We start from the raw sequence: 25,462 nt of genomic DNA, 5'->3' as shown, positions 1-25,462 counted from the left end.
TTACATTCTCGATAAGATTGGAGAAAATAATAAATGTATTGATTCGATGGCATTGGCGATATAAATAACCCGACGTATCGGTCCCATTCCAGGCTATCACATGCACCATTTGGTTTCAGCTCGAATGTTTTGTTACCTACGCTTCACCCTCCAAGTTACCCGGAAAGGCACAAGACTTACTACTCGGTGGTGCTAGCTTCACCTTCCGAGACAAGACGGTAGCTTTCACCTGCAAGATAGGTGCGGCTTTACCCAGCGCACCCTACCGCAAGAGAACAAAATCGCCACTGTTGCAATAGATTTTCTGCAAAAACAGAGCAAATGCTGTGGTACCGTCAATCGAACGCACTGATCAGTATTCGAGTCGCTGATGCGATCACGTCTTTACGTGTCTGAGCATCTTTTTCATTTTGTGTGAAGTAAATAGCGACGACGATAGGTGCTGCCGTGGGCGGCCAAAGCACGCCAATATCATTGGTGGTGCCATAATCACCGCCCCGGTTTTATCGCCAACAACCCAGCCTTCGGGGATCCCTGCACGAATACTCGCATCACCGGTAGTATTGCCTTTGAGCCAAACCTGTAGTTTTTCACGCTGGGCAGGCGGCAGAGCATCACCTAGTACCAGGCGCTGCACACTTTTTGCCATTGCTACAGGCGTGGAGGTATCACGCAAATCACCCGGGATTGCCGAATTTAAATCCGTTTCCCAACGGTCGAGTCTGAAAGTATGATCACCGATTGAACGTGCAAACTCAGTCACTGCTTTTGGTCCACCGAGTAATTTCATCAAAAGATTAACTGCAGTGTTATCACTGTATTGAATAGTAGCAGCACAAAGCTCCTCAACGGTCATACCAAGATGTTTCTCAGTAATCGGCGAATAAGAAACGAGATCTTTAGGATTATAAGTAATACGTTGTTGCAGTAGCTGGCGGTCTGTAACACTTTGTTTTAAAATTGCCGCAACAGCCAATACTTTAAAAGTACTGGTTACAGGAAAACGCTCTACCGCGCGATATTGGACCGTTAAATTATTCGCCGTATTTATCGCAAACAAGCCAAGTCGTCCGCCGGAGATTTTTTCCAATTCTGACAGTTTTTCTTGTATAGATGCTAGGTTAACACCTTGATTACCTGCAAATAAAAGCGGGCAAACACCAACAAAAAGCACAATAATAGTAGCGAGGAACAATGAACGCCGAAGTAGAGAGTGAATCATATATATTTATCCTAATCTTTGAAAAGAACATCATAACTAATGTGATATAACACTCAATTTTTTCGGTCAAAAGAGACGTAGCATCGAATGTTTCAATAAATTGGAAGACTTTCCCTATCTTCAGCTCTTATTAATTCAAACGTTATTTTTTAATGACACGGGTGCGTAAAGTTAGCCCTTTTAAAAAATTGCGTAATAGTTGATCGCCACATAAACGAAAATTTTTGCTACCCTCTTTACGAAAGAGGGTATTTAATTCAGGTTTCGTTACCGGAAAACCAACCGAAATAAAAATATCATGCATATCTGTATCTCTTAGCTCAAAAGCCACGCGTAATTTTTTTAACACAATATTATTGTTTAGTGGGATCTCAATGGCAGGAGCAGGAAATTTATCATCTTTACCACGCTTAAAAAAAATCAGACCATTTAAAAAATGTGCCATCACTTCATCAGGGCAATGCTGATAATTTTTTTCGTCATCTTTTTTAAGAAAATTAATAACATCTGCATTGTTCACTCGATAATTGGTTAATTTAATAATTTCGGTTATTTTAGCATCGTTCACATCAAGCATATAACGAACACTACGGAGTACATCATTATTTATCATTTTTTACCCTATTTTTGCTACGTGCATAAAAACGATCCATTTTAACAGCTAACTAGGGTAGTATAATAATTAATGATTATTTTCTCAATATAAAACAACTAACAATCTGTCTATTATCTAATAGATACAGCAAGGTGGCAATGATTGCCACCTTTAAAAAAAATAAAAAAATATAACAAATAAAATTAACCTTTTATTTTTCGGTAAACAAATAATATAATTAAAGCACCGATTACAGCGACAATAAAACTACCAAAGTTAAATCCATCTACCTTCCCCATTCCGAAAAAGGTACTGATATAGCCACCCACCACGGCTCCAACAATCCCTAAAATGATAGTGATAATAAGCCCACCATCATTTTTACCTGGCATAATCCATTTAGCAAGAATACCCGCTATCAAACCAAAGATAATCCACGATAGGATACCCATATAAGACCTCCAGTTAAAAGCACATTATTAGACAAGCAGGTTATTTTTATACAACTCTCCCTAAGTTAAGACCCTATTAAGTAAATACGCAAATTTGAGTTGCAGTTACCCTCATCTTGATGATGGTAAGTCGTCACCTTCTACGTTAAAATCAAGCGGACATGACGGAAAAAAATTGAGGCATTTGATTGATGAGAGTACCTAATACGAGAAAATTTCGGGTTCTAGCCATTCTTTTTATTGTTCTTTATGCCATGGTATGGACATTCGTTTCTTATTCTTTTGATCCCACAGTACCTTATGATGCTGTTGAAGCGTTAAATTGGGCAAATAATCTGGAATTTGGTTCACCCAAAAATCCTTATATGGTCGGGGCAGTGATGCTCCCAGTGATATTGTTTAGCAAATTCATCCCATTCGATTTCTATTGGTATGCGACACATTTTATCGCGGTTTCTATTGGTATGCTGGGTATATGGCTGCTCAGTCTACGCGTTTTTGGTTGTCATATTATTGCTTTCTTTTTGCTGATGAGTCTAAATTTAAGTGGTGTGATTAATTTTGATATTATTTCCTATAATGACAATTACCTACTAATTATGTTTTGGCCATATTTATTTCTCTTTTTTATCAAAGCACTTTATGACGATAAAAAATATTGGTTATTACTCGCGTTAGTCTGTGGCCTAGCCGTAATGTCAAAATATTCTTCATTGTCTTTCTTGCCGTTTATGCTGTTTTATACACTGATTACTAAGGAAGGAAAGCATTTAAATATAAAGAATTCTATCTAGCCATTTTGCTTTTTTCCTGCATTATTGCACCTAATGCTTGGTGGCTTTATCAACATGATTTTGCAGCATTTGGTTGGGTAGACTCACAAATAAAACCAGGGCTGAATAGCAAAGTTATCGTCGCTTTTTTGTCCGTTTTTTACCCGGTTGTTTTAATAGGATTAATTTTACTGCCACTCGGTGCCCAAATAGCTTCACCACAGACAGCAGAAAAAAAGGCGGTTATCGCTATTTTATTACCCCCTCTTCTGATCATTTTTCTTTATTTTCTTTTTAACAGTGGTGGTCGTATTACAGAATGGTTACAACCTTTTTCATTATTAGCACCGGTGGCAACATTATTATTTATCAATGTAGATAAAATAAAAAATTGGCGAAAAATTAATTTATCCTTATTATCTGTGGCTATCCTTATTTGTTCTGGTTACACCCTCGTATTAGTAAAAAATATTCGTGGAGCAGGGACAAAATTTTATTATATAAAACCCATCAGCCTTGAGCTAAATAATTTATGGCAACAAAATTACCATGTTCCATTAAAGTATGTAGGTGGGGGCTATCTGTCCCAATGGTTGACATTCTATGCGCCTGATCATCCGAAAACTGCAACCCAGTGGTCAAATGAACAAAAACCCAATATTTATAATGTACATCTCACGGAAAATAATATTATTACTGATGGAGGCTTATTTCTTAGTGAACGTGGGGTCGATTGTACTGAAGCCGACTTTGGTGGTGTAAAACAATCTTTTCCAACTATCAATTTGTCAAAAAAACATGACTACAGTTTTACAACGGAGCAGGGCGACACCATCAAACTGTGTTTAGCCTTTGCTCCGCCAAAATAATCCTCTGAGTTACACCACACGCCGCTTTTTACTCGGGCGTGAGGTGCTGCTACGCCCTTGGCGTCCATTTTGAATCGGAGCAGCTTTAATTGTTGGATCTGGCTGATAACCTTCAATAGTGATACGTGGGATCTCACATTTGAGTAAACGTTCAACATCTCGCAATAATTTATGCTCATCGACACAGACCAAAGAAATAGCTTCGCCGGTACAATCTGCACGCCCAGTACGACCAATACGATGCACATAATCTTCAGGTACGTTTGGCAGCTCATAGTTAACAACATGAGGCAATTGATCGATATCCAACCCTCGAGCAGCAATATCTGTTGCTACTAGCACGCGAATTTCACCATTTTTAAAATCAGCCAGTGCACGTGTGCGGGCACCTTGGCTCTTATTCCCATGAATAGCAGCGGTAGTAATACCGTCCTTATTCAATTGCTCGGCCAAATGATTAGCGCCATGTTTAGTACGATTAAACACTAATACTTGCTGCCAATTCTGACTACCGATCATATAAGAAAGCAGTTGCCGTTTACGGTTTTTATCCACAAAATGGACGCTCTGCTTGATCCGCTCAGAAGCAGTATTACGTGGAGCTACTTCAACAGAAGCTGGATTATGTAATAATTTATTGGTTAATAACTTTATTTCATTTGAAAATGTTGCAGAAAATAGCAAATTTTGGCGTTTTGTTGGCAATTTAGCTAACACTCGGCGGATATCATGAATAAAACCCATATCTAGCATACGGTCAGCTTCATCTAACACCAATATTTCAACTTTTGATAAATCGACAGCATTTTTCTGTTCCAAGTCCAATAAACGACCTGGAGTAGCGATTAAAATATCAACACCACCACGTAATTTCATCATCTGAGGATTGATATTAACGCCACCAAAGACCACCAACGAACGCAGTTTAAGACATTGACTGTAATCTCTTACATTTTCAGCAACCTGTGCCGCTAATTCACGTGTTGGCGTAAGGATAAGTGCACGCACTGGACGACGTCCCTTAATTGGAGACTGATTATGACTCAGCAATTGCAGCACCGGCAGGGTAAAAGCTGCCGTTTTTCCCGTACCTGTTTGCGCACAGGCCATTAAATCACACCCCGCCAATACCACGGGGATGGCCTGCTGTTGAATTGGCGTTGGCACAAGATAGCCTTGTTTGGTAACAGCATCCAGGATATTAGCGTTTAAGCCGAGAGAATCAAATGACATAATGATGAAAAGCTCCAAATCTCCCTTTCCCAACGACAATATCAGGGGCAGTTTTTAAGGAGGATTGTCAGACGAGGGATTACCACGAGGGATCGGTACAAACTGCATTGTACTATTTTGAGCAACTGTAACAGATTTTTAGCAGGAAATGATATTTTTATTGATTAGACTTCTTGCAAAACCGTAGTTCGTTATGCAAAGTCAAGGCACTAGAGCACAGCAGCCCTAGTAACATAACGAATACATGAGGATTGCGAGCACCAGGTAACGCGGAATTTACAGCACCTAGTAGGTTTTGCAAGAAGTCTATTAGACCTCTTCGGAAACTATAGCAGGCGCCATGTAACGTGATCACTTTTGTTAATAAATATTAATTAATATCAATATGTTATTTCTAATTTTCATAATCAACTGATACGGCGCCTGCTATAGCATTCATGTAGGAATGTTGGTAAAAATCTCCTGAACAAGGAGCCCCATGAAATATGAACAAATAAAGGTATTGGAAGAGGAAAAATTTCGGCGCTTAACCGGAGTTAAACGCAGTACATTTGAAAAGGTGATAAAGATATTGAATGAAGCAGATAAATGTAAGCAAGGGAAAGGAGGTCGTAAACCCAAGCTGGGTTTAGAAGATCGCTTATTAATGGCCCTTGAGTATCTACGGGAATATCGCACTTATTTTCATGTTAGCCGAAGCGATGGGGTGAGTGAGAGCACCTGCTATGAAACGATTAAATGGATAGAAAATACGCTAATAAAGCATCCTGATTTTGCACTCCCTGGACGCAAAGCTTTATTAAAAAGTGATAGGGAGTATGAGCTCGTTCTTATTGATGCCACAGAAACGCCGATTGAACGTCCCCAAAAAAACAAAAGCAGTTTTACTCAGGAAAAAAGAAACGACCCACCTTAAAAACCCAAGTGATCGTCGATAAAAAAAGCAAAGCAGTCATCTGTACAAGCTTTACTCATGGGAGGCGTCATGATTTTAGGTTGTTCAAAGAGTCTGGCGTGCGAATACATCCTGAAATCAAAACAGTGACAGATACAGGTTACCAAGGGCTTGGCAAGATCCATTCAAACTCGGCGTTGCCTAAGAAAAAGACAAAGAAAAATCCCTTAACAAAAGAAGATAAACGCAACAATCGTGAGTTATCAAGCCAGCGTGTATTAAACGAAAATGTCATTGGTATGATTAAACGATTTAAAATCGTATCAGATCGTTATCGAAACAGGCGAAAACGTTTTGGATTACGATTTAATCTGATTGCAGCAATTTATAACATGGAAATTAGATAAATCAGAGTTTCCGAAGAGGTCTATTGAATAAAGCGGATAAGTGTCAGCAAGGGAAAGGAGGTCGGAAACCCAAGCTGGGTTTAGAAGATCGCTTATTAATGGTACTTGAGTATCTACGAGAATATCGCACTTATTTTCCTGTCAGCCAAAGCGATGGCGTGAGTGAGAGCACCTGCTATGAAGCGATTAAATGGATAGAGAATACGCTAATAAAGCATCCTGATTTTGCCCTCCCTGGACGCAAAGCTTTATTAAAAAGTGATAGGGAGTATGAGCTCGTTCTTATTGATGCCACAGAAACGCCGATTGAACGTCCAAAAAAACAAAAGCAATTTTACTCAGGAAAAAAGAAACGACCCACCTTAAAAACCCAAGTGATCGTCGATAAAAAAAGCAAAGCAGTCATCTGTACAAGCTTTACTCATGGGAGGCGTCATGATTTTAGGTTGTTCAAAGAGTCTGGCGTGCGAATACATCCTGAAATCAAAACAGTGACAGATACAGGTTACCAAGGGCTTGGCAAGATCCATTCAAACTCGGCGTTGCCTAAGAAAAAGACAAAGAAAAATCCCTTAACAAAAGAAGATAAACGCAACAATCGTGAGTTATCAAGCCTGCGTGTATTAAACGAAAATGTCATTGGTATGATTAAACGATTTAAAATCGTATCAGATCGTTATCGAAACAGGCGAAAACGTTTTGGATTACGATTTAATCTGATTGCTGCAATTTATAACATGGAAATTAGATAAATCAGAGTTTCCGAAGAGGTCTATTGTGAAAATCCAAACAGCCTTGGGGCTTTACCCAAGACTGTGTTTTGTTACGTTATTTTTATGAAGCAGTATTACTCGCATTTGGTGTAGCAGAGTCGTCCATTGGAGTCGGTGCTTGTGGTGTCGCATCATTATCAGACGAATTATCCTTCACGACATCGCGTCCCAACCGGCAGGAGCTCGGACATCTTTACGGCTCATAAGATCATCGATCTGAGGGCATCAATAGTCTCATACTTCATTAACGCGTCTTTCATGGTATGTAAAATATCCCTGTTTTCCATGAGCAGATCACGCGTACGCTGATAGTTACTATCTATAATAAGTTTGACTTCCTGATCAATAATACGTGCGGTTTCATCGGACATATGCTTAGCTTTGGCTACAGAACGCCCCAAGAATACTTCGCCCTCTTCCTCGGCATACAACAACGGGCCCAATTTTTCGGAAAAACCCCATTGCGTCACCATGTTACGCGCGATAGACGTGGCTACTTTGATATCATTCGAAGCACCGGTAGAAACTTTTTCCACACCATAGATGATTTCTTCAGCAAGACGACCACCATACAATGTAGAAATCTGACTTTCCAATTTCTGACGACTCGCACTAATCGCATCACCTTCCGGCAAGAAGAAAGTCACCCCGAGTGCACGTCCTCGGGGATAATGGTGACTTTATGCACTGGATCATGCTCTGGTACTAAACGACCAATGATTGCATGACCTGCTTCATGATACGCCGTCGATTCTTTTTGTTCCTCGGTCATCACCATAGAGCGCCGCTCGGCACCCATCATAATTTTTTCTTTAGCTTTTTCAAATTCAACCATAGAAACCGCACGTTTGTTACCTCGGGCAGCAAACAACGCAGCTTCATTAATCAAGTTAGCTAAATCAGCCCCAGAAAAACCAGGAGTACCACGGGCTATAACAGAAGCATTGACATCAATCTCAAGTGGTACACGACGCATATGCACCTTTAGGATCTGTTCACGACCGCGAACATCAGGTAAACCGACCACAACCTGACGATCGAAACGCCCCGGACGTAGTAGCGCGGGGTCTAAAACATCAGGGCGGTTTGTCGCAGCGATAACAATAATACCTTCATTGCCTTCAAAACCATCCATCTCAACGAGCATTTGGTTTAATGTCTGCTCACGCTCATCATGACCGCCGCCTAAACCTGCACCACGCTGCCGCCCCACGGCATCGATTTCATCGATAAAAATGATACAAGGTGCCGTTTTCTTGGCTTGCTCAAACATGTCTCGGACACGGGAGGCACCGACACCAACAAACATCTCGACAAAATCAGAACCTGATATGGTGAAAAAAGGAACTTTTGCTTCTCCGGCGATGGCTTTCGCCAACAACGTTTTACCGGTTCCTGGCGGCCCTACCATCAATACGCCTTTAGGAATTTTACCGCCTAACTTTTGGAAACGAGCCGGCTCACGCAAATACTCAACCAGTTCACTGACTTCCTCCTTTGCTTCGTCACAACCTGCAACATCCGAAAAAGAAGTTTTTATCTGATCTTCTGTCAACATTCGCGCTTTGCTCTTGCCAAAGGACATGGCTCCCCCTCTGCCACCGCCCTGCATTTGACGCATGAAGAAGACCCATACCCCAATCAACAGCAACATTGGGAACCAAGAAATAAAGATAGAGACCAGTAAACTGGGTTCTTCCGGTGGCTCGCCGACAACTTTTACATTTTTTGCCAATAAAGTGTCTAACAACTTAGGATCATTCACCGGAATGAAAGTTGTATACCGACTATTATCCTTTTTGTTGACGCTGATTTCACGCCCATTTATCTGTGTTTCACGAACCTGATCCTGGATCACGTCGGACATAAAAGTAGAGTAGTCTACTCTACGGCCGTTTGATTCGCTGGGGCTAAAACTCTGGAATACAGTCATCAATACGACTGCGATAACTAACCAGAGAATTAGGTTTTTCGCCATGTCACTCAAGGGATTAGCCTCATATTACAACTGTGTTAACAAACAGCGGTTAGGGTACTATAGTTTTCGTCCCGTCGCTACAATGTACACTTCACGCGATCGCGCACGTGAAGCATCTGGCTTACGAACTTTTACTTTCGTAAACAGGGAGCGAATTTCCCGGAGGTATTCATCAAAGCCATTTCCCTGAAACACTTTCACCAAAAAACTACCACCTGGCGAGAGTACATAACGACACATATCTAGCGCTAATTCAACTAGATACATCGATCTTGGTATATCAACTGCTGGAGTCCCACTCATATTCGGAGACATATCAGACATCACCACCTGAATTTTTTTATCCGTTATCCGATCAAGTAAAGCCTGCAATACACGCTCATCACGGAAATCACCTTGAAGAAAATCGACACCGACGATGGGATCCATCGGCAGCACATCACAGGCAATGATGTGTCCTTCCTCCCCGATTTGCTGAACGACATATTGTGACCAACCCCCCGGTGCGGCGCCTAAATCGACAACTGTCATCCCAGGCTTAAAAAGCTTATCACTTTGCTGTATTTCATCAAGTTTAAACCAGGCACGCGAACGTAGCTTCTTTTTCTGTGCCTGTAGTACATATTTATCGCTAAAGTGTTCTTGTAACCAGCGACTAGAGCTAGCTGAACGCCTTTTATTAGCCATATCGTTTTCCAATTATTGCTTTTCAGCTACTCTTTTCAACTCATTGTTTTAAAAAAATTTATTTTCATATTGTCCGTTCTCAGAACATCATGATAAAACCGGTGTAGACCGTTTGATTCCCATAAGGCTTCACATCAGAAGTTAAGTGATTTGGTGATACCTACAAGATGGCGTTAGAATGCGTGCTTTTCAATCCCAAGTTAAGTAAAAAAGAAAATGGACCTTAATAATAAACAAAAACAGTACCTAAAAAGTTTAGCTCATCCGCTAAAACCGGTGGTTATGCTGGGCAACAACGGCTTAACCGCAAAGGTACTGGCAGAAATCAATCAGACACTGGAACATCATGAAGTTATCAAGGTCAAAATTGTCACTGAAGAGCGTGAAGCTAAATCCTTGATTGCTGATACCATAGTTCGTAAAACGGGCGCAAGTAACGTGCAAATGATCGGTAATATTTTGGTGCTTTATCGACCTGCTAAAGAACGTAAAGTCATTCTACCTCGCTAGTGGTCCTTACCTATTTTTTAATCCAGTATTCTGCTAGATCCTCAGACATACCCCAGCCCACCATCCTTGGCGGGCCTTCTGGGTGTTACATAACACCCGTTGAGAAATAGAACATAAGCATGCGTGAGCAAAAGAAATTATAAATGCTCCACTTTAAGAATTTGATACGTAACCTCGCCACCAGGTGTTGCAATGATCACCTCATCGTTGATTTTTTTACTCATTAAGCCTCGTGCTATTGGTGAACTAACCGAAATCAAATTTTGTTTAAAATCGGCTTCATCATCGCCGACAATACGATAAACCAATGTCTTATCTGCATCCACATTGCGTACAGTAACGGTGACACCAAAAATAACACCACCAGTAGGCGTGACTTTAGTAATATCAATGACAGCAGCATGGGAAAGCTTGGTCTCAATTTCTTTAATACGACCTTCACAAAAGCTTTGCTGCTCACGCGCAGCATGATACTCCGCGTTCTCTTTTAAGTCACCGTGCGCACGGGCATCTGCAATAGCCGTAATAATTTCAGGACGGCGTGTGCTTTTTAAATATACTAACTCTTTATTTAGTTTATCGGCTCCATAAACCGTCATCGGGACCTGTTTCATCAATAAATACCTCTAACATTTGTTCTGTTTACATAATCGCCACTAGACCTGTTGTGTAACCTCTTTACATTTTAACGTAGAGTTCCCTTTCGATCATCGTTTACTTTCTCTTGGTTGCACCCTACTATTTGTTGTGGCTTATTATTTATTGTATTTTTACTATTTGTTGCACTTTCCCATTTATTGCTCTTTACTATGGCCCCCTGACTATGGCAGCACCCTATTTGGCAATGATGCGAACTACGTATTTATCACGAATTGTTAGTAGACTGATTTATGCTATTACTCTCACTATGACGCCCAGCATTGGCATTGTAAGCTCTCATGCTGTACCGGTTGCAAGTTATATGCAATCTTTGCCCGATGGTGCGAACCTGGCGTTAGTGGTACAAAAAATAGGTGCCAGCACGCCATTAATAAATTACCACGCTGATCAAATGGCGCTGCCTGCCAGTACTCAGAAAATATTAACCGCTCTGGCAGCTTTATTGCAACTCGGGGCAGATTTTCGTTTTAATACGACGTTAGAAAGTACGGGAACTGTGACCATGGGTGTGCTGCACGGCGATTTAATTGCCCGCTTTGGTGGTGATCCTACTTTAACCCGTCAGAAATTACGTAATATGGTGGCGATGCTCAAAAAAAACGGTATCCATAGAATTGCTGGCGATTTAATTATCGATACTGCTATTTTTTCTAGCCACGATAAAGCACCTGGTTGGTCATGGAACGATATGACCCAATGTTTTAGCGCCCCTCCGGCAGCAGCTATTGTTGATCGTAACTGTTTCTCCGTTTCACTTTCTAGTGCGCCCACAGTGGGTGATATGGCCTTTATTCGTGTCGCTTCCTATTACCCGGTACAGATGTTTAGCGAAGTTCGTACACTGGCTAAAGGTTCAGCAGATGCACAATACTGTGAGCTAGATATTATACCTGGTGAACTAAATCGTTTTACTCTTAAAGGATGTTTGACACAGCGTAACGAACCTTTGCCACTTGCCTTTGCTATACAAAATGGTGCCAGTTATGCCGGTGCCATTCTAAAGGATGAATTGCAAAAGGCAGATATTGACATCGATGATAATTTGCGACATCAAACTGTGTTGCAAACCTTACCTACATCAACAAATACTATATTGGCACGAGCTCAGTCTGCACGTTTGCATGATTTGCTAAAAATCATGTTGAAAACATCAGATAACCTGATCGCAGATACCGTTTTCCGCACCATAGGCCATCAACGTTTTAATGTACCGGGAACCTGGCGTACGGGGGCTGATGCGGTTCGGCAGGTACTAAGGCAAAAAGCGGGATTTGATCTGGGTAACAGCATTGTAGTGGATGGATCAGGGTTATCACGTCATAATTTGATCTCACCTGCGACCATGATGCAAGCATTGCAATATATTGCGCAACACGATAAAGAACTTGATTTTATCTCTATGCTACCTTTATCCGGCCATGATGGTACCTTGCTTTACCGGAGCAGTTTACATGAAGCAGGAGTGACCGGTAAAGTATCGGCAAAAACGGGGGCGTTGCAAGGTGTTTACAATTTGGCGGGTTTTATCACCACCACCACTGGGCAACGTATGGCGTTTGTCCAGTTTTTGTCAGGTTACGCTGTCTCTCCCGGGGAGCAACGTACTCGTAGGGTACCGTTGCTTCGTTTTGAGAGCCGTCTATATAAAGACATTTATAAAAATAACTAATTTTTGCGCTAAACTTTCTGCAAAAGCACAGTGTGTTATGTAAAGTGTATTCGCACCTGTCTCACTAGGGGAAAATATGAGCACGGAAAACCCCATGATTATTTTACGTCGGGTTGTAGTATGTACGGTTATTAGTCTATGGTTGGTCGGTTGTAGCAATGATACGCCAACCTCCGCACCGATCAGCACCGCAGGAGGCAAAACTTTCGGAAAAAAATCGGGTGATAAGAAAAACGCCACTGCTCCTATAATTTATAACCGTAGCTATAATAATATCGCCAAGGGAAGCTACAATGGCAACGTTTATACCGTTAAGCGGGGTGATACTTTATTCTATATCGCATGGATTACCGGTAACGATTACCGCGAGTTGGCAAGTAAAAATAATATCCCCCAACCTTATAGTCTCAACGTAGGACAATCTATTCAATTGGACAACGTATCCGGTCAGAGTATGTTGACAGCCGGTAACACAACGACCAATAGAATAGCCATACCACCATCGGATAAGGCGATGCAAACCAAGCCGGTTGATTTTAAAGTAACGAGCGAGTATTCTCCTTACCCAGGTAAGCAAAATGTTAGTAAAATGTTGCCAAAAATTGATACAACAGCGTCGGCTACTGCTCAGGGGGGCACCCGTGGCGCTTTTGATAATGTCAGTCCAGTTAAGGAGTGGAAATGGCCGGCTGATAATTTCCGAGCTGTTCGAGAAGGCAGTAAGGGGATTGAAATCGAGGGTAAACGTCAGCAACCAATATTTGCGACTGCTCAGGGTAAAGTGGTGTATTCCGGCAACGCGTTACGAGGTTACGGCAAGCTTATCATTATTAAACATAGTGATGACTATCTGAGTGCTTATGCTCATAACGATACTATACTGGTTCAGGAACAAGAAGAAGTGAAGGCAGGGCAAAAAATAGCGACTATGGGTAGCACCGGAGCTGATTCAGTTAGATTACATTTTGAAATTCGTTACAAAGGGAAATCCGTTAATCCGCTGCGTTACCTTCCGCAGCGATAAGTGGGACGGAATACGTTGAAATTCTGTTCTCGGTGTCACCGGAGTAGGAGCTGCATATGAACCAAAACACGCTGAAAGTCGATGAGTTGCTAGATGAAGACGCAGATTTTTATGAGGGTAGTTCGGTGGAGGTAGAGGATGATTCGGTAATAGAGATTTTTGATGAAAAATCATCCCTAGATGAAGTTATTGAAGACGAACTGGCGGAAGATGATCTGCTGCTGCAGGGTGTAACTCAACGTGTACTGGATGCCACCCAGCTTTATCTCGGTGAGATTCGCTATTCGCCTTTGTTGACAGCTGAAGAAGAAGTTTATTTTGCCAGACGTGCACTATGTGGTGATGTGCAGTCGCGGCAACGGATGATCGAAAGTAATTTACGGTTGGTAGTGAAAATTTCCCGTCGTTACGGTAACCGCGGTTTGGCACTGCTGGATCTGATTGAAGAAGGTAATCTTGGTCTGATCCGCGCAGTGGAGAAATTCGATCCTGAGCGTGGCTTTCGTTTCTCTACCTATGCCACATGGTGGATCCGTCAAACGATTGAGCGGGCTATCATGAATCAAACTCGAACGATTCGTTTGCCTATTCATATCGTTAAAGAATTAAATGTCTATTTACGCACCGCGCGCGAACTCGCCCATAGATTGGATCATGAACCCAGTGCGGAAGAAATTGCTGAACAACTTGATAGACCCGTTGATGACGTGAGTCGCATGTTGCGCCTTAATGAACGTATGGCTTCGGTTGATACTCCGTTAGGGGGTGATTCAGAAAAGGCACTGCTGGATGTGCTTCCTGACGATCATGAGAATGGGCCTGAAGACACAACACAGAATGACGATATGCGACACAGTATCGTTAAGTGGTTGTTTGAACTCAATGCTAAACAACGTGAGGTGTTGGCTCGTCGTTTCGGTTTACTGGGGTATGAAGCCGCAACTTTGGAAAATGTCGGTCGAGAAATTGGGTTAACACGTGAGCGCGTGCGCCAAATACAGGTTGAAGGGTTACGTCGTCTACGTGAGATCCTACAGACACAAGGCTTAAGCATCGAAGCACTATTTCGCGAATAACTCCTGCTATAATTTAATTACTAGATTAGTATCGTCCACGGATGAATTAAGGCCATGCCAAAACGTGGTTTTAATTCTTTCCTTCGGGCGTAGTGCGCGGACACAGCAGATTTCGAGTAAGTCCCGAGGAGTTATTTATGCCAATACTCGTATCTTTTAAAGAATATAGTCATATTCATCTGACTTCAGAACGTGTGGCTCGGCTTATTAGAGGAGGTAAAAAAGAGGCCATGTATTTGGGCCCTCTAGATCGAACGAAAGAAATTTTTCGCAAAACTAAGAAAAGAGGGATGTTACTAGCACTTCACGAGTTTCTTCATCAACTTCAGCAGAAAGATAAATTTACAGATCTAGATCTCAACCATAATCCCTATTCAAAAATGGCAGCACTGGTCAATTCTTTTAATAGATTCGTAGAGTTGCTTCCTCCAGACAATCAGCCATTATGTAAAATAAAGCATGATATTAATGCGAACAGTTCAGAATTTATCATTAATAATGAAATGCTGTGTGTGGTACATAATTTAACGACAGACTATCTTCTGTGTTGTGAGGAGCGATTAAATTGTGATGAATATATAAGAAAAGCGCTTTCTTCATCAATTAACAAAGACTACAATACGACTATTGAGAGCAAAAAAAACAATAATAATCAACAATTATTTGCTGATATTTGCAGAGCTAGCTATTACATTGATGGCAATAGAATGCTTATTGATGATCAACTGACATGTTGTCAAAAGAAAAAAAATACAGAAAATTTCTTAAAAAAACTCACTCCAGAACAAAGAATTGCTGTGGATATCTTGTGTACACAAACATTATCGGCCCATATTATAGAGTTACTGGATGAAAATAGCGAAACACATATTTTGTTTACAGGAAAAAATCAGCATTGGAACATAGAGACAGATAATACAGACGGAAGTATTAAAGTAGAATTCCTGATAACACAGGATTTAACTGATAACTTATTTACTGAACGCTGTAAAATGAAAACAGAAAATCAGTATTATCACGAGAAAAAATACAAGGTATCATTGAAAAAACACAATGCCAGTTTTCCTCGATTACACATAAGAGCGGCTTTTTCTATTGACAAAGCCGGTCAGACGAGTTGTCAGGATTTTAATGTTAACGACACCTTAACCTGTTTATCGCAGAAAAATCCCAGTGAAATATTACCATTAACCTATTTTAATAAAATGATCATAGAGACCAATAATGCCTGGCAAAATCTTGGTGAAGAAGGACAAAAAGAATTTTCTTTTGATCAAAGTAATTTTTATCATGTTCAGTTAAATAAGTATTTACAAATTTATTCAGATGAAGAAAAAAAAAAAATGTTAGAAAATCTAGAAGAAAAATCGGGGAAACGTTGGCGTGATATAATGAATTTCGTGGCACAGCAAGTGAAAAAAAATGTAACAAATAATAACAAGTTAGTTGTTACCGTAGAAAAACACGCTTTAATGTGGAACGTTTTACTATCTATGCTACGTGAAATGCACGGAGAAGAAAAAAAGGCAGAAGGAAAGGCAGGTAAAGCGAGTTTGATGAAAGATATGAATGAATTGCAAGCATCAGAAAATATTATATTATCGAGGATCGGCATTGAATCTTCAATGCTGGCATCCCCAGTAAAAAAATTAAAAATAATAAATTACACGCAATATTTATAAACCAATCAATACATTATTGATATATTTTACGGAACTCGCTATAAACCGTCGAGTGGATCCGTTAGAATCGATACTTCGAATAATATTCAGCCATCAAAGGCTTAACGTAAGACGCTAAAATCATGTTTGAAATAAATGCAGTAAAAAATAGCATTCAAGATCTGTCTGAGCGAACGTGCGTTCTTAGGGGGTATCTTTGACTATGACGCCAAGAAGGAAAGATTAGAAGAAGTCAACGCCGAGTTGGAACAGCCTAACGTTTGGCAGGAACCAGAACGTGCACAGGCGCTGGGTAAAGAACGTTCCGTACTCGATGAGATGGTTGCTACTATCGATCAGCTTGAAAAAGGATTAGATGACGTTGCTGGTTTGTTAGAGTTAGCGCTAGAAGCCGAAGATGAAGAGACGTTTAACGAGACACTCACTGAATTAAAAACGCTTGAGGATAACCTCATTCAGCTAGAGTTCCGTCGTATGTTTTCTGGTGAATATGATAGCGCCAGTTGTTATTTAGATCTGCAAGCAGGGTCTGGTGGCACTGAAGCACAAGACTGGGCGAATATGTTACAGCGCATGTATCTGCGTTGGGCCGAGGCAAAAGGTTTCAAAACTGAAATTATTGAACAATCTGACGGTGATGTCGCTGGATTAAAATCGGCAACCATCAAGATTATTGGCGATTATGCTTTTGGCTGGTTACGTACTGAAACGGGAGTGCATCGTTTAGTGCGTAAAAGTCCTTTTGACTCGGGTAATCGTCGCCACACCTCTTTTAGCTCTGCTTTTGTTTACCCTGAAGTTGATGATGATATTGATATCGAAATTAATCCAGCAGATTTACGTATTGATGTATACCGTGCATCGGGTGCGGGTGGTCAACATGTTAACAAAACGGAATCTGCTGTCCGTATTACCCACCTCCCCACGAATATTGTGACTCAATGCCAGAGTGATCGCTCACAACATAAAAATAAAGATCAGGCGATGAAACAGCTTAAAGCGAAACTGTATGAATTTGAGATGCAGAAAAAAAATGCTGATAAGCAGCAGTTAGAAGATAATAAATCAGACATTGGTTGGGGAAGTCAAATTCGCTCCTATGTCTTGGACGATTCCCGTATCAAAGACCTGCGCACTGGCGTAGAAATACGTAATACAGAGTCCGTCCTCGATGGTGATCTGGATAAATTTATTGAAGCAAGTTTGAAAGCCGGGCTATAAGGAACACAAATGTTAGAGCAAAAACGATCGGTTGTTGGACAAACGGTCACTGAAACAGCGCAAGAACTCAATGATGAGCTACGAGTTCGTAAAGAAAAACTGGCTGTATTGCGGAAGGGTAATGGTGTTGCTTTTCCGAACGATTTTCGCCGTAATGCATTATCTGATAAATTGCATCACACATACGGTAGCAAAGAAAATGAAGAATTAGCCACGTTAGAGAGTGAAGTCACTGTTGCCGGCCGCATGATGAGCCGTCGTCTTATGGGTAAAGCTTCATTCGTTACTTTACAGGATATGGGTGGACGTATTCAGTTGTATGTTACCCGTGACGATTTTCCAGAAGGTTTCTACGATGGAGAATTTAAAAAATGGGATCTCGGCGATATTCTAGGCGCTCGCGGCAAACTGTTTAAAACAAAAACCGGTGAACTTTCAATCCACTGTACTGAACTGCGACTTCTGACGAAGGCTTTACGGCCACTGCCAGATAAATTCCATGGTTTAACCGATCAGGAAACTTGCTACCGTCAGCGTTACCTGGATCTGATTGCTAATGATAAATCACGTCGTACTTTTAAGACACGTTCAAAAATCATTGCGACTATCCGCCAATTTATGGTGGAAAAAGACTTTATGGAAGTTGAAACGCCAATGATGCAGGTGATTCCCGGTGGTGCGGCGGCACGCCCGTTTGAGACTCATCATAATGCCCTAGACATTGACATGTACCTGCGTATTGCGCCGGAACTCTATTTAAAACGTTTAGTGGTGGGAGGATTTGAACGCGTATTCGAAATTAACCGTAACTTCCGTAACGAAGGTATTTCGCCGCGCCACAACCCAGAGTTCACCATGATGGAACTCTATATGGCATATGCGGATTACCGAGATCTTATGGCTCTGACGGAAGAACTATTCCGCACACTAACTAAAACCGTGTTAGGCAATAATGTGGTCACTTATGGCGATAATATTTTTGATTTCTCAAAGCCATTTGCCAAATTGACGATGAAAGAAGCGATTTGCCAATATCACAAAGATACTAATATTACCGATTTGGAGGATATCGACAAAGCCAAAAAAATTGCGGGTTCCTTGGGGATTAAACTGGAAAAAAACTGGGAGCTGGGTCGTATTCAGTGTGAAATTTTTGAGGCGACAGCTGAAAGCCATCTAATACAGCCAACTTTCATCACCGAGTACCCGGCAGAGGTCTCGCCATTGGCACGGTGCAATAATGAAAATCCGTTTTTTACCGATCGCTTTGAGTTTTTTATCGGTGGTCGAGAAATCGGCAATGGCTTCTCTGAGCTAAACGATGCACAGGATCAGGCAGACCGTTTTGACACACAGGTACAGGCTAAGAAAAGCGGTGATGACGAAGCCATGCTCTACGATGCAGACTATGTAACGGCATTGGAACATGGCTTACCGCCGACCGCAGGCTTGGGTATCGGTATCGACCGTATGGTTATGTTGTTGACTAACAGTCATACTATTCGTGATGTGATCCTTTTCCCGACAATGCGTCCGGTTGATGTCAGTGATAAAAAATAAAAAAATACCGGCGTCAGATGCGCGCCGGTTTATAAAACCTAAAAGGTTTTTATTTTTGGAACAGCTTATAAAGGTCTAGCGTACATTCTATCAATGACTAGCGTCAATACTCTGCAGATCATCTTGAATCGCTAAAGCGTTCGGGTTAGCTTCAGGGCTTAATACGCCACCATTAGCAAGAAAATCATAACGCTGAAAATAAGCATCTCGCACTATCTGGTAAGGATCGGATGAATTACGCAATAAACCATCGGAATCCAGCAATTGAGCACGGGTTTCTACCCCTTCGATGACCCACTTACCGGCAGACATCCAGAATGTCAGGTAGCTGAGCATGGGGTAAAGCGTATCCACCCATTTTCCGCCATCCTGACGAAGCGTCGCGCTACCGTAAACAGGCAAAACCGCATAAGGACCATAGCCGACATCATAACGACCCAATGTAGAACCAAAGCGATAAGGAACCTCTTTCACCAACTTAGGATTAGCCATACTAGCAACATCGATGAATCCCCCATGCCTAACAACGTATTTAAAAAAAAGCGATTGAAATGCTTCATTGCTTTGTAGGGATCACCAATCAAAAAACCGTTGATCATACTGGCTGGCTCTTCAAGATTACTGAAAAAATTGCTCAAACCATTACGGGCGGGCTGGGGCATACCATCACGCCAAACCACCGCTACCGGACGTATCAGATAAGGATCCACGATATTGTAGTTAAAATTAAACATTGCCCGGTTAAAACATTCTAGCGTATCGACATGCTTTTGTTCATTTTGATGTGGAGAACGACTGGCACAACCTATTAATAATAAAACCGTACAAGCTAGCCCTATTAGGCGATAATTCATATCTCTCTTTTGAACACATCCCGTTTGCAGAAACTACCGGGCGTTTTGACTAAAAAGTTCGGTTACAACCTGTTCCTTTCTTTATCATCACATCCAGTTATTTGAGCAACCTTTCAGCATTCACCCTATGGTAAAAAAATTAATTTTTATGCCAAACATTTTATCAGACTGACCTGACGCCAAGGTAACTTTGATCAAACAGAAAATCAATCAGGCTGACTGGACATTCACCACCACGACACATACCTTAAATGACAACGGTTTTACCACAGCGCGACCATAAAGACCCGCATTCTCACTAGGTTTGCGGTTTTTTTGTTGTCTATTATCTTCTAATATGGCAGCTATACTCTGTTTTTAAGGACTAGATTGACTATTTCCTTTATCAATTGCCTATTTTAACCTGTGTTCGGAACAAGAAGACTATTTTAACCCAAAGGGTGCCGCGTCCCTCTTTTTGAGGCACGGGACACCCTTCAATTAGAAGCCCTTGAAACACCAGGAGCCAGCTCTTGGTGTAGTTTTGTAATACCATATACCCGTGATCAATGAAGATGCTTGATTTTGAAGTCGATAAGGATCATGCTCATAGCCATGAAAATAGAGCTGACTGCTGACCAGAAAATTACCCTCGAAGCCCAACATCGTCAAAGCCATGACCGCCGTGTCTGTGACAGGATCCGGTGTGTTTTGTTGTCCGCAGACGGCTGGACTCCCCTATGATTGCTCACTCACAGCTCATTAATGAAACCACGGTGCGGCGCCACCTTACAGACTATCATAAACTCAACAAGCTCAAGCCTGAAAATGGCGGCTCCGATGGCTATCTCAATGCGGAACAGACCACGTCGCTGGTTGAACATCTCACCCAGCCGCTCTACCACCACAATCACCAAATTGTGGCCTATATCGCTGGACGCTGGAACATCACCTTTACCGTATCAGGTCTGTATAAAGGGTTGAAGCAGCATGGCTTTAGCTATAAAAAGCCGAAAGGTGTTCCGCATAAATTTGCCGTTGAGAAACAGCAGCAATTTATAAAGACCTACAGCGAATTGAAAGACGCCGCGGGTAATGACCCCATACTGTTTATTGATGCCGTTCATCCGACACAAGCCACCAAAATAAGCTACGGCTGGATACGAAAAGGCCAGGATAAAACGATAGAGACCACCGGGAGCAGAACGCGGTTGAATATCATGGGAGCCTTGAACATCCAGAATGTGGCTAACCCCATAATCCGTGATGATGAGACGATTAACAGCGAAAATGTGGTTCACTTCCTGTCTGCCATTCGCGCGCATTATCCCATCACGACAACGGCACATGTGATCCTCGAGGGTGCAGGCTATCACCGTTCACAGCTTGTGCAAGACGCCGCGCTTACGTTGAATATCCAGCTTCATTACCTTCCGCCGTATAGCCCGAATCTAAACCCGATAGAGCGATTGTGGAAGGTGATGAATGAGCAAACACGAAACAATAGATATTACCCATCTAAACAGAGTTTTAAGAACGATATCTTAAACTTCTTTGAGGTGAAGCTACCACAAATGGCAAGTTCTCTGGTATCTCGCTTAAACGATAATTTCCAGGCGCTAAATCCTGCATCTTGATTTCACTTGGGTATAGATATGCACTTTAATTTTGATTACAATGTAAAAAAATAATCCAAACGAGCTAAAGATGAGTTATTCAGTTGATTTTCGGCGAAAAGTCCTCAGTGTTCGAGAGCAGGAAGGCCTGAGCATAAGAGCCACCGCGAAGCGTTTCCACATTGGCACGGATTCACTAACACGTTGGCTGAGGCGAATAGAGCCGCAACAGTCTGGCTCATGTCGGCGTAAGAAAAAAGCCCTGGTCAAAGATGTTGAGCTTTATCCAGATGCTTGCCAACGGGAGTGCGGCCCGTTTTGGGGTGTGCACGAAATCCATTTGGCAAGCCTTGAAAAAATGGGGCATCAGCTATAAAAAAACCCCTGCATCATCCCAGGGCAAACGAAGACGCACGGCACAGCTTCCAGAAAAAGAGAGACGGCTATTGTGACATCATATAGCAGGGGCTTTATAAATTGATTCAAATAAAGTCATAAGAAAACAGAGAGTCAATGTGACATTGTTGCTTTCTACGAAGTGCTTTGGCTTGAGCCCATTTGTATTCGATAGAATTGAGGTCCGGGGAATAATACGACTGAGCCAGCGAGTAACGGAAGCTGAACCAATGTGGAAGCGTTTAGCGGTCTCTCTGATACTCAAGTTTTCTTTCTCTCGAATACCCAGAACTTTACGGCGAAAATCGACAGAGTGGCTCATCGCTAACTCCCTGTTGAATAATTTAGCTATACATTGTAATCAAAATTAATACGTTACTCTATAACGCTGCCATATCTATCTTAGTGGCAGGTTTATTACGCGTTAAGCAGGGGGCGATTCGTTTGGCCCACCGCATCAGACTCGCACTTCCTATACTAAAGCGCATTGCCGTTTGAGCATACGTTAGGGCTTTTTTTTCTTTGACGGCCAACACATGTTAACGAAATTTTAATGGATAAGTCATCTTGATATTGTGCAAGGATAAATCATTTCCACATTATATATCAAGTTATAAGGCCCCTGCTATAAATGGGCTCAAGCCAAAGCGCTCCGTAGTAAGCGACAATGTCACATTGACTCTCTGTTTTCTGATAACTTTATTTAAATCAACTTATAAGGCCCCTGCTATAGGCTTCAGATTTAGTTTGATAAACACCATCAATAAATAAGTTAAAATCAATCGCTAAACGGTCAATATGCAAACTGTTTTTTATCCCAATACCCACTTTGGCATTGCGTTCTGCTTGTTCCTTTAAGCGATAAGCTGCACCGAAAGTAAGCTGATAATTTTGTTCCGTCGCCCAGATGATCAATTTAGCAATAAGTCGAGTAATTTTTTTTGTTTTTCAATTAATGTCATTATCTTTCCTTTTTAATATGCTCTGACTATAACGGCGGAGCCATAACTCGATCGTTTGATACCCGACAATGCCTAATACAGCGCCCAAACCAGCAATAGCTAAAGGTGAAAGACCCGGTGTCTAAATCAGGACAGCTGCAGCGGAAGTTGAAGCAGCCGACCCTAATATCATACGACCCAAAATAATTCGTACTTTAATGGGATCCTTTCTCATTCATGCTTGACCTAAAGCAATAATGGCACCCATGATAGCCAGGCCGATAATAGTAAAAAGATCCATATAGTTTTTTTTGAATTAATAAAAAATAGATTTTTACATAAAAATAAAGATAAAAAACACATAGAGGTTAAACAGATTTTATATATTTTATTTTTTATAATAAAATAATGCGATTGATTAATTCCAATTAGGCATTAACGAGGTTCAGTCACATTAAGCAAGAATCTTGGGTAAAATGTTATTATTTTGTTTATAGTTTTTAATGAAATACCCTCTTGTAACACTAAAAAAGGGCCATGGATTTAGAATAAATTCCAATAAATCGATGTTGTTTCCAACACCGATCTATTCACTCGATTAAGATCTGACAGTATGCAATATTCTATCCACACAAACATCTATACGTTGATATAGCCCATCCAACGCGATAGATAAACCCTCTGACTGACTACTGTGGCGCGCAACAACACCTTTTATTTCTTCTCTAATCACCCTTATTTTCTCTGCTTGAATCGATGGAGTCCCTTTTTTATCTGCATAATAATCAACAAACTGATTTCTAATCATCTTGAGATCATTTAATGCTGCATTACTACCTGATATTTTATCGAATACAGTAAGGTATTGATCAAACTCTTCCAATGAAGGTAAAGCTTCTCCCCAAGGAATTATTTTAACCTGTTGGTTGCCATTTATATCTTCGTTAATAGCCAGTGCATTATAATTACGATTACTGTAACCGATATATCCTCTTTCCTTGACATCATCGATAACAGCCTGTGTTTGCTGCCAATTTTTAGTCATTAACACTTTTCCTTCTGGCGAAATTACAAACAGACACTGGTCTGATTCAGGAAATGGATTATCCATTTCAGAACCATGATTGACCACATTTCCGCCGGTATATCCTACTTCTTTTGCTTTATTATTTAATCCTGCCAGATAGCCGGGCATCCATGAGGTAACACTGCCCATTTCTGGATCTACCGTACGTCTGGTTTTTTGACTGAGTGCTTTTGTCGTTATTAATTCAACAACATTTTTAAATTTTTTCCCTTTATTTTTTAACGCTTTTTTTACCTCGTCACTGTTTATAATTTCCTTCAATTTTGGCGCTACCATAAATAAATCATAATCAGCGGTTAGGGGTTTAATCTGATCACCGATCTTTTGTCCCATTAATTCTAATGACCGCCAAACTGAATGATCCTTTTCCATCATATCAACCTGCCGGTATTCAACTAAATAACCTTGCTGATGTTTAACTAAACGGAACTGATAATCACCTGCCCCCTTACTTAATTCAGTAATCTGCAAGCGGTTCTCATCCCATTTCAACAAACCTTGTTGTTGCAGTTCATTTAATCGTGCCGGCGTAATATAAAGCTGTGTTTTGGCAAAACGCTCACTTTTCTTTTGTAGAGAATCCTGGTTATCTTGATTTCCTTTTGCTACAGCAACCTCATCTCCCAGTTTTTTACTTAAATTTTGATCGAATGGAATATAACCCGCCATCGGACCCCAATCAGAGCTTTTACCATGGACATCCAGCCCTTTAGTCGCCGCACCCTCAGCAATGAGAGAGGTTGAAAAACCATTTACCGGACGAAAAATAAAATAAGTATCTTGCTCTTTTGCTAGTTGAGCAAAAGCAGAAACATGTTCAGCCACCATACCCGATGCTTTGATTGCTGCTTGCCCTTCAACACTGATTGGATCAAAGGAATGATAAGTAACGTTATTATTATCTAGATTTTGCGGTTTTTTAATTGCAACAGCACCATGACATAAAGAGGTAGCGAAATAGAGAATGTCCTCAGCAAATTGAGATGATGGCAAGCCACCTGTACCACCATTAGAGAGTGAGTTGGGTGGATTTTGTTTAGTATCTTTCGCAGTACCGGTATTTAAATGCTTTATTAAGCTACTCCCAATGTAAGATATATTAGACATAGATTATTTTTCCTTGGTGTTAAACTATAATTATTTTCCACAGCTATACAGCAGCAGTGATATTGCGTTAATCACTGTGTTTTTGCCGTAATTTAATGGTTTTTAATATTTTTATTAATACCTTTATCAATATAATCTCTTACAATTGCAAATAACATCAGTGTAACTACTTAGCCAGGACTTAACAGATCTTACT

Annotated in this window: 17 protein-coding genes and 8 pseudogenes; 13 read left to right on the top strand and 12 right to left on the bottom strand. The window is 41.1% G+C overall.

The genetic code is table 11. From position 1 onward, the window contains the following. Positions 1–335: 335 nt before the first annotated feature. The 3 genes and pseudogenes from bla to CCS41_RS03940 form a co-directional block, all read right to left on the bottom strand. A pseudogene (gene bla / locus CCS41_RS03950) lies at positions 336–1,222 on the bottom strand (class A beta-lactamase). Between the two features lie 142 nt (positions 1,223–1,364). Next, positions 1,365–1,835: a YehS family protein gene (locus CCS41_RS03945; protein ID WP_072550312.1), complete on the bottom strand. Its 471-nt coding sequence runs from the start codon at positions 1,833–1,835 to the stop codon at positions 1,365–1,367. A gap of 185 nt (positions 1,836–2,020) precedes the next feature. Then, positions 2,021–2,269 carry a GlsB/YeaQ/YmgE family stress response membrane protein gene (locus CCS41_RS03940; protein ID WP_072550311.1) on the bottom strand — a complete coding sequence of 83 codons (249 nt, stop codon included), beginning with the start codon at positions 2,267–2,269 and terminating at the stop codon, positions 2,021–2,023. Positions 2,270–2,460: 191 nt separating this feature from the next. On the opposite strand from CCS41_RS03940, the gene CCS41_RS16450 reads away from it, so the two are divergent. Together CCS41_RS16450 and CCS41_RS16445 are read left to right on the top strand one after the other, a co-directional pair. Beyond that, positions 2,461–3,063, top strand: a complete 603-nt coding sequence (locus tag CCS41_RS16450) for a glycosyltransferase family 39 protein (RefSeq protein WP_240313843.1) — start codon at positions 2,461–2,463, stop codon at positions 3,061–3,063. 5 nt (positions 3,064–3,068) lie between these two features. Then, entirely contained in the window at positions 3,069–3,911 is an 843-nt protein-coding gene (locus CCS41_RS16445) for a hypothetical protein (RefSeq protein WP_240313842.1), read from the top strand. A 21-nt stretch (positions 3,912–3,932) separates the two neighbouring features. Here CCS41_RS16445 and rhlE read toward each other — a convergent pair. After that, a pseudogene (rhlE, locus tag CCS41_RS03930) lies at positions 3,933–5,144 on the bottom strand (ATP-dependent RNA helicase RhlE); the annotation flags it as partial. Between the two features lie 478 nt (positions 5,145–5,622). On the opposite strand from rhlE, the gene CCS41_RS03925 reads away from it, so the two are divergent. Together CCS41_RS03925 and CCS41_RS03920 are read left to right on the top strand one after the other, a co-directional pair. Then, positions 5,623–6,446, top strand: a protein-coding gene (locus tag CCS41_RS03925; protein ID WP_240313821.1) for an IS5 family transposase whose coding sequence is annotated in 2 segments (ribosomal slippage) — positions 5,623–6,010 and positions 6,010–6,446 — 825 coding nt in all. Because the reading frame shifts where the segments join, the coding sequence is not laid out codon by codon here. A gap of 20 nt (positions 6,447–6,466) precedes the next feature. Beyond that, a pseudogene (locus CCS41_RS03920) lies at positions 6,467–7,198 on the top strand (IS5 family transposase); the annotation flags it as partial. An 82-nt stretch (positions 7,199–7,280) separates the two neighbouring features. Here the strand turns inward: CCS41_RS03920 and ftsH are convergent. Together ftsH and rlmE are read right to left on the bottom strand one after the other, a co-directional pair. After that, positions 7,281–9,197 (bottom strand): annotated as a pseudogene (ftsH, locus tag CCS41_RS03915) (ATP-dependent zinc metalloprotease FtsH). 57 nt (positions 9,198–9,254) lie between these two features. After that, complete coding sequence (rlmE, locus tag CCS41_RS03910; protein WP_072551037.1) at positions 9,255–9,884, bottom strand: 23S rRNA (uridine(2552)-2'-O)-methyltransferase RlmE; 630 nt, start codon at positions 9,882–9,884, stop codon at positions 9,255–9,257. A 216-nt stretch (positions 9,885–10,100) separates the two neighbouring features. Between rlmE and yhbY the strand changes: the two genes are divergently transcribed. After that, positions 10,101–10,394 (top strand): ribosome assembly RNA-binding protein YhbY, encoded by a 294-nt coding sequence (gene yhbY / locus CCS41_RS03905; RefSeq protein ID WP_072551036.1) that lies wholly within the window; start codon positions 10,101–10,103, stop codon positions 10,392–10,394. Positions 10,395–10,531: 137 nt separating this feature from the next. Here the strand turns inward: yhbY and greA are convergent, their stop codons facing one another. Continuing rightward, positions 10,532–11,008 carry a transcription elongation factor GreA gene (gene greA / locus CCS41_RS03900; RefSeq protein ID WP_072551035.1) on the bottom strand — a complete coding sequence of 159 codons (477 nt, stop codon included), beginning with the start codon at positions 11,006–11,008 and terminating at the stop codon, positions 10,532–10,534. A 293-nt stretch (positions 11,009–11,301) separates the two neighbouring features. Here greA and dacB point away from each other — a divergent pair, with 293 nt between their 5' ends. The 6 genes from dacB to lysS all read left to right on the top strand — a co-directional run bounded on the left by dacB (position 11,302) and on the right by lysS (position 19,286). After that, positions 11,302–12,723 (top strand): serine-type D-Ala-D-Ala carboxypeptidase, encoded by a 1,422-nt coding sequence (dacB, locus tag CCS41_RS03895; protein ID WP_072551039.1) that lies wholly within the window; start codon positions 11,302–11,304, stop codon positions 12,721–12,723. 94 nt (positions 12,724–12,817) lie between these two features. After that, positions 12,818–13,747, top strand: a complete 930-nt coding sequence (gene nlpD / locus CCS41_RS03890; RefSeq protein WP_083429664.1) for a murein hydrolase activator NlpD — start codon at positions 12,818–12,820, stop codon at positions 13,745–13,747. 56 nt (positions 13,748–13,803) lie between these two features. Beyond that, positions 13,804–14,823 carry an RNA polymerase sigma factor RpoS gene (gene rpoS, locus CCS41_RS03885; protein ID WP_072551033.1) on the top strand — a complete coding sequence of 340 codons (1,020 nt, stop codon included), beginning with the start codon at positions 13,804–13,806 and terminating at the stop codon, positions 14,821–14,823. A 137-nt stretch (positions 14,824–14,960) separates the two neighbouring features. Then, entirely contained in the window at positions 14,961–16,505 is a 1,545-nt protein-coding gene (locus CCS41_RS03880; protein ID WP_119797239.1) for a hypothetical protein, read from the top strand. A 122-nt stretch (positions 16,506–16,627) separates the two neighbouring features. After that, a protein-coding gene (gene prfB, locus CCS41_RS03875) for a peptide chain release factor 2 (protein WP_119797238.1) occupies positions 16,628–17,726 on the top strand; the annotation gives its coding sequence in 2 pieces (ribosomal slippage) (positions 16,628–16,702 and positions 16,704–17,726; 1,098 coding nt in all). Positions 17,727–17,735: 9 nt separating this feature from the next. Then, positions 17,736–19,286 (top strand): lysine--tRNA ligase, encoded by a 1,551-nt coding sequence (gene lysS / locus CCS41_RS03870; protein ID WP_072551031.1) that lies wholly within the window; start codon positions 17,736–17,738, stop codon positions 19,284–19,286. A 90-nt stretch (positions 19,287–19,376) separates the two neighbouring features. Here lysS and mlaA read toward each other — a convergent pair. Next, a pseudogene (gene mlaA, locus CCS41_RS03865) lies at positions 19,377–20,020 on the bottom strand (phospholipid-binding lipoprotein MlaA). 714 nt (positions 20,021–20,734) lie between these two features. Here mlaA and CCS41_RS03860 point away from each other — a divergent pair. Both CCS41_RS03860 and CCS41_RS03855 read left to right on the top strand, forming a co-directional pair. Further along, positions 20,735–21,756 (top strand): annotated as a pseudogene (locus CCS41_RS03860) (IS630 family transposase). Between the two features lie 70 nt (positions 21,757–21,826). Further along, positions 21,827–22,111 (top strand): IS630 transposase-related protein, encoded by a 285-nt coding sequence (locus CCS41_RS03855; RefSeq protein ID WP_205411486.1) that lies wholly within the window; start codon positions 21,827–21,829, stop codon positions 22,109–22,111. Between the two features lie 78 nt (positions 22,112–22,189). On the opposite strand, the gene CCS41_RS15565 is transcribed toward CCS41_RS03855, so the two are convergent. The 4 genes and pseudogenes from CCS41_RS15565 to CCS41_RS03830 form a co-directional block, all read right to left on the bottom strand. Next, positions 22,190–22,453 carry a helix-turn-helix domain-containing protein gene (locus tag CCS41_RS15565; RefSeq protein WP_162859983.1) on the bottom strand — a complete coding sequence of 88 codons (264 nt, stop codon included), beginning with the start codon at positions 22,451–22,453 and terminating at the stop codon, positions 22,190–22,192. A gap of 407 nt (positions 22,454–22,860) precedes the next feature. Continuing rightward, positions 22,861–23,093: pseudogene (locus CCS41_RS03840) on the bottom strand (M15 family peptidase); the annotation flags it as partial. Beyond that, positions 23,080–23,199 (bottom strand): annotated as a pseudogene (locus CCS41_RS17610) (holin); the annotation flags it as partial. The pseudogenes CCS41_RS03840 and CCS41_RS17610, both read right to left, overlap by 14 nt. A 471-nt stretch (positions 23,200–23,670) precedes the next feature. Next, a complete protein-coding gene (locus CCS41_RS03830; protein ID WP_072550579.1) occupies positions 23,671–25,266 on the bottom strand; it encodes an anthrax toxin-like adenylyl cyclase domain-containing protein in 1,596 nt (531 codons plus the stop codon). Positions 25,267–25,462 lie beyond the last annotated feature (196 nt).

This window comes from Candidatus Fukatsuia symbiotica (assembly GCF_003122425.1).
Lineage (GTDB): Bacteria > Pseudomonadota > Gammaproteobacteria > Enterobacterales > Enterobacteriaceae > Fukatsuia > Fukatsuia symbiotica.
The sequence above is the reverse complement of the archived record's forward strand: the minus strand, read 5'-3'. Positions and strand labels throughout refer to the sequence as shown.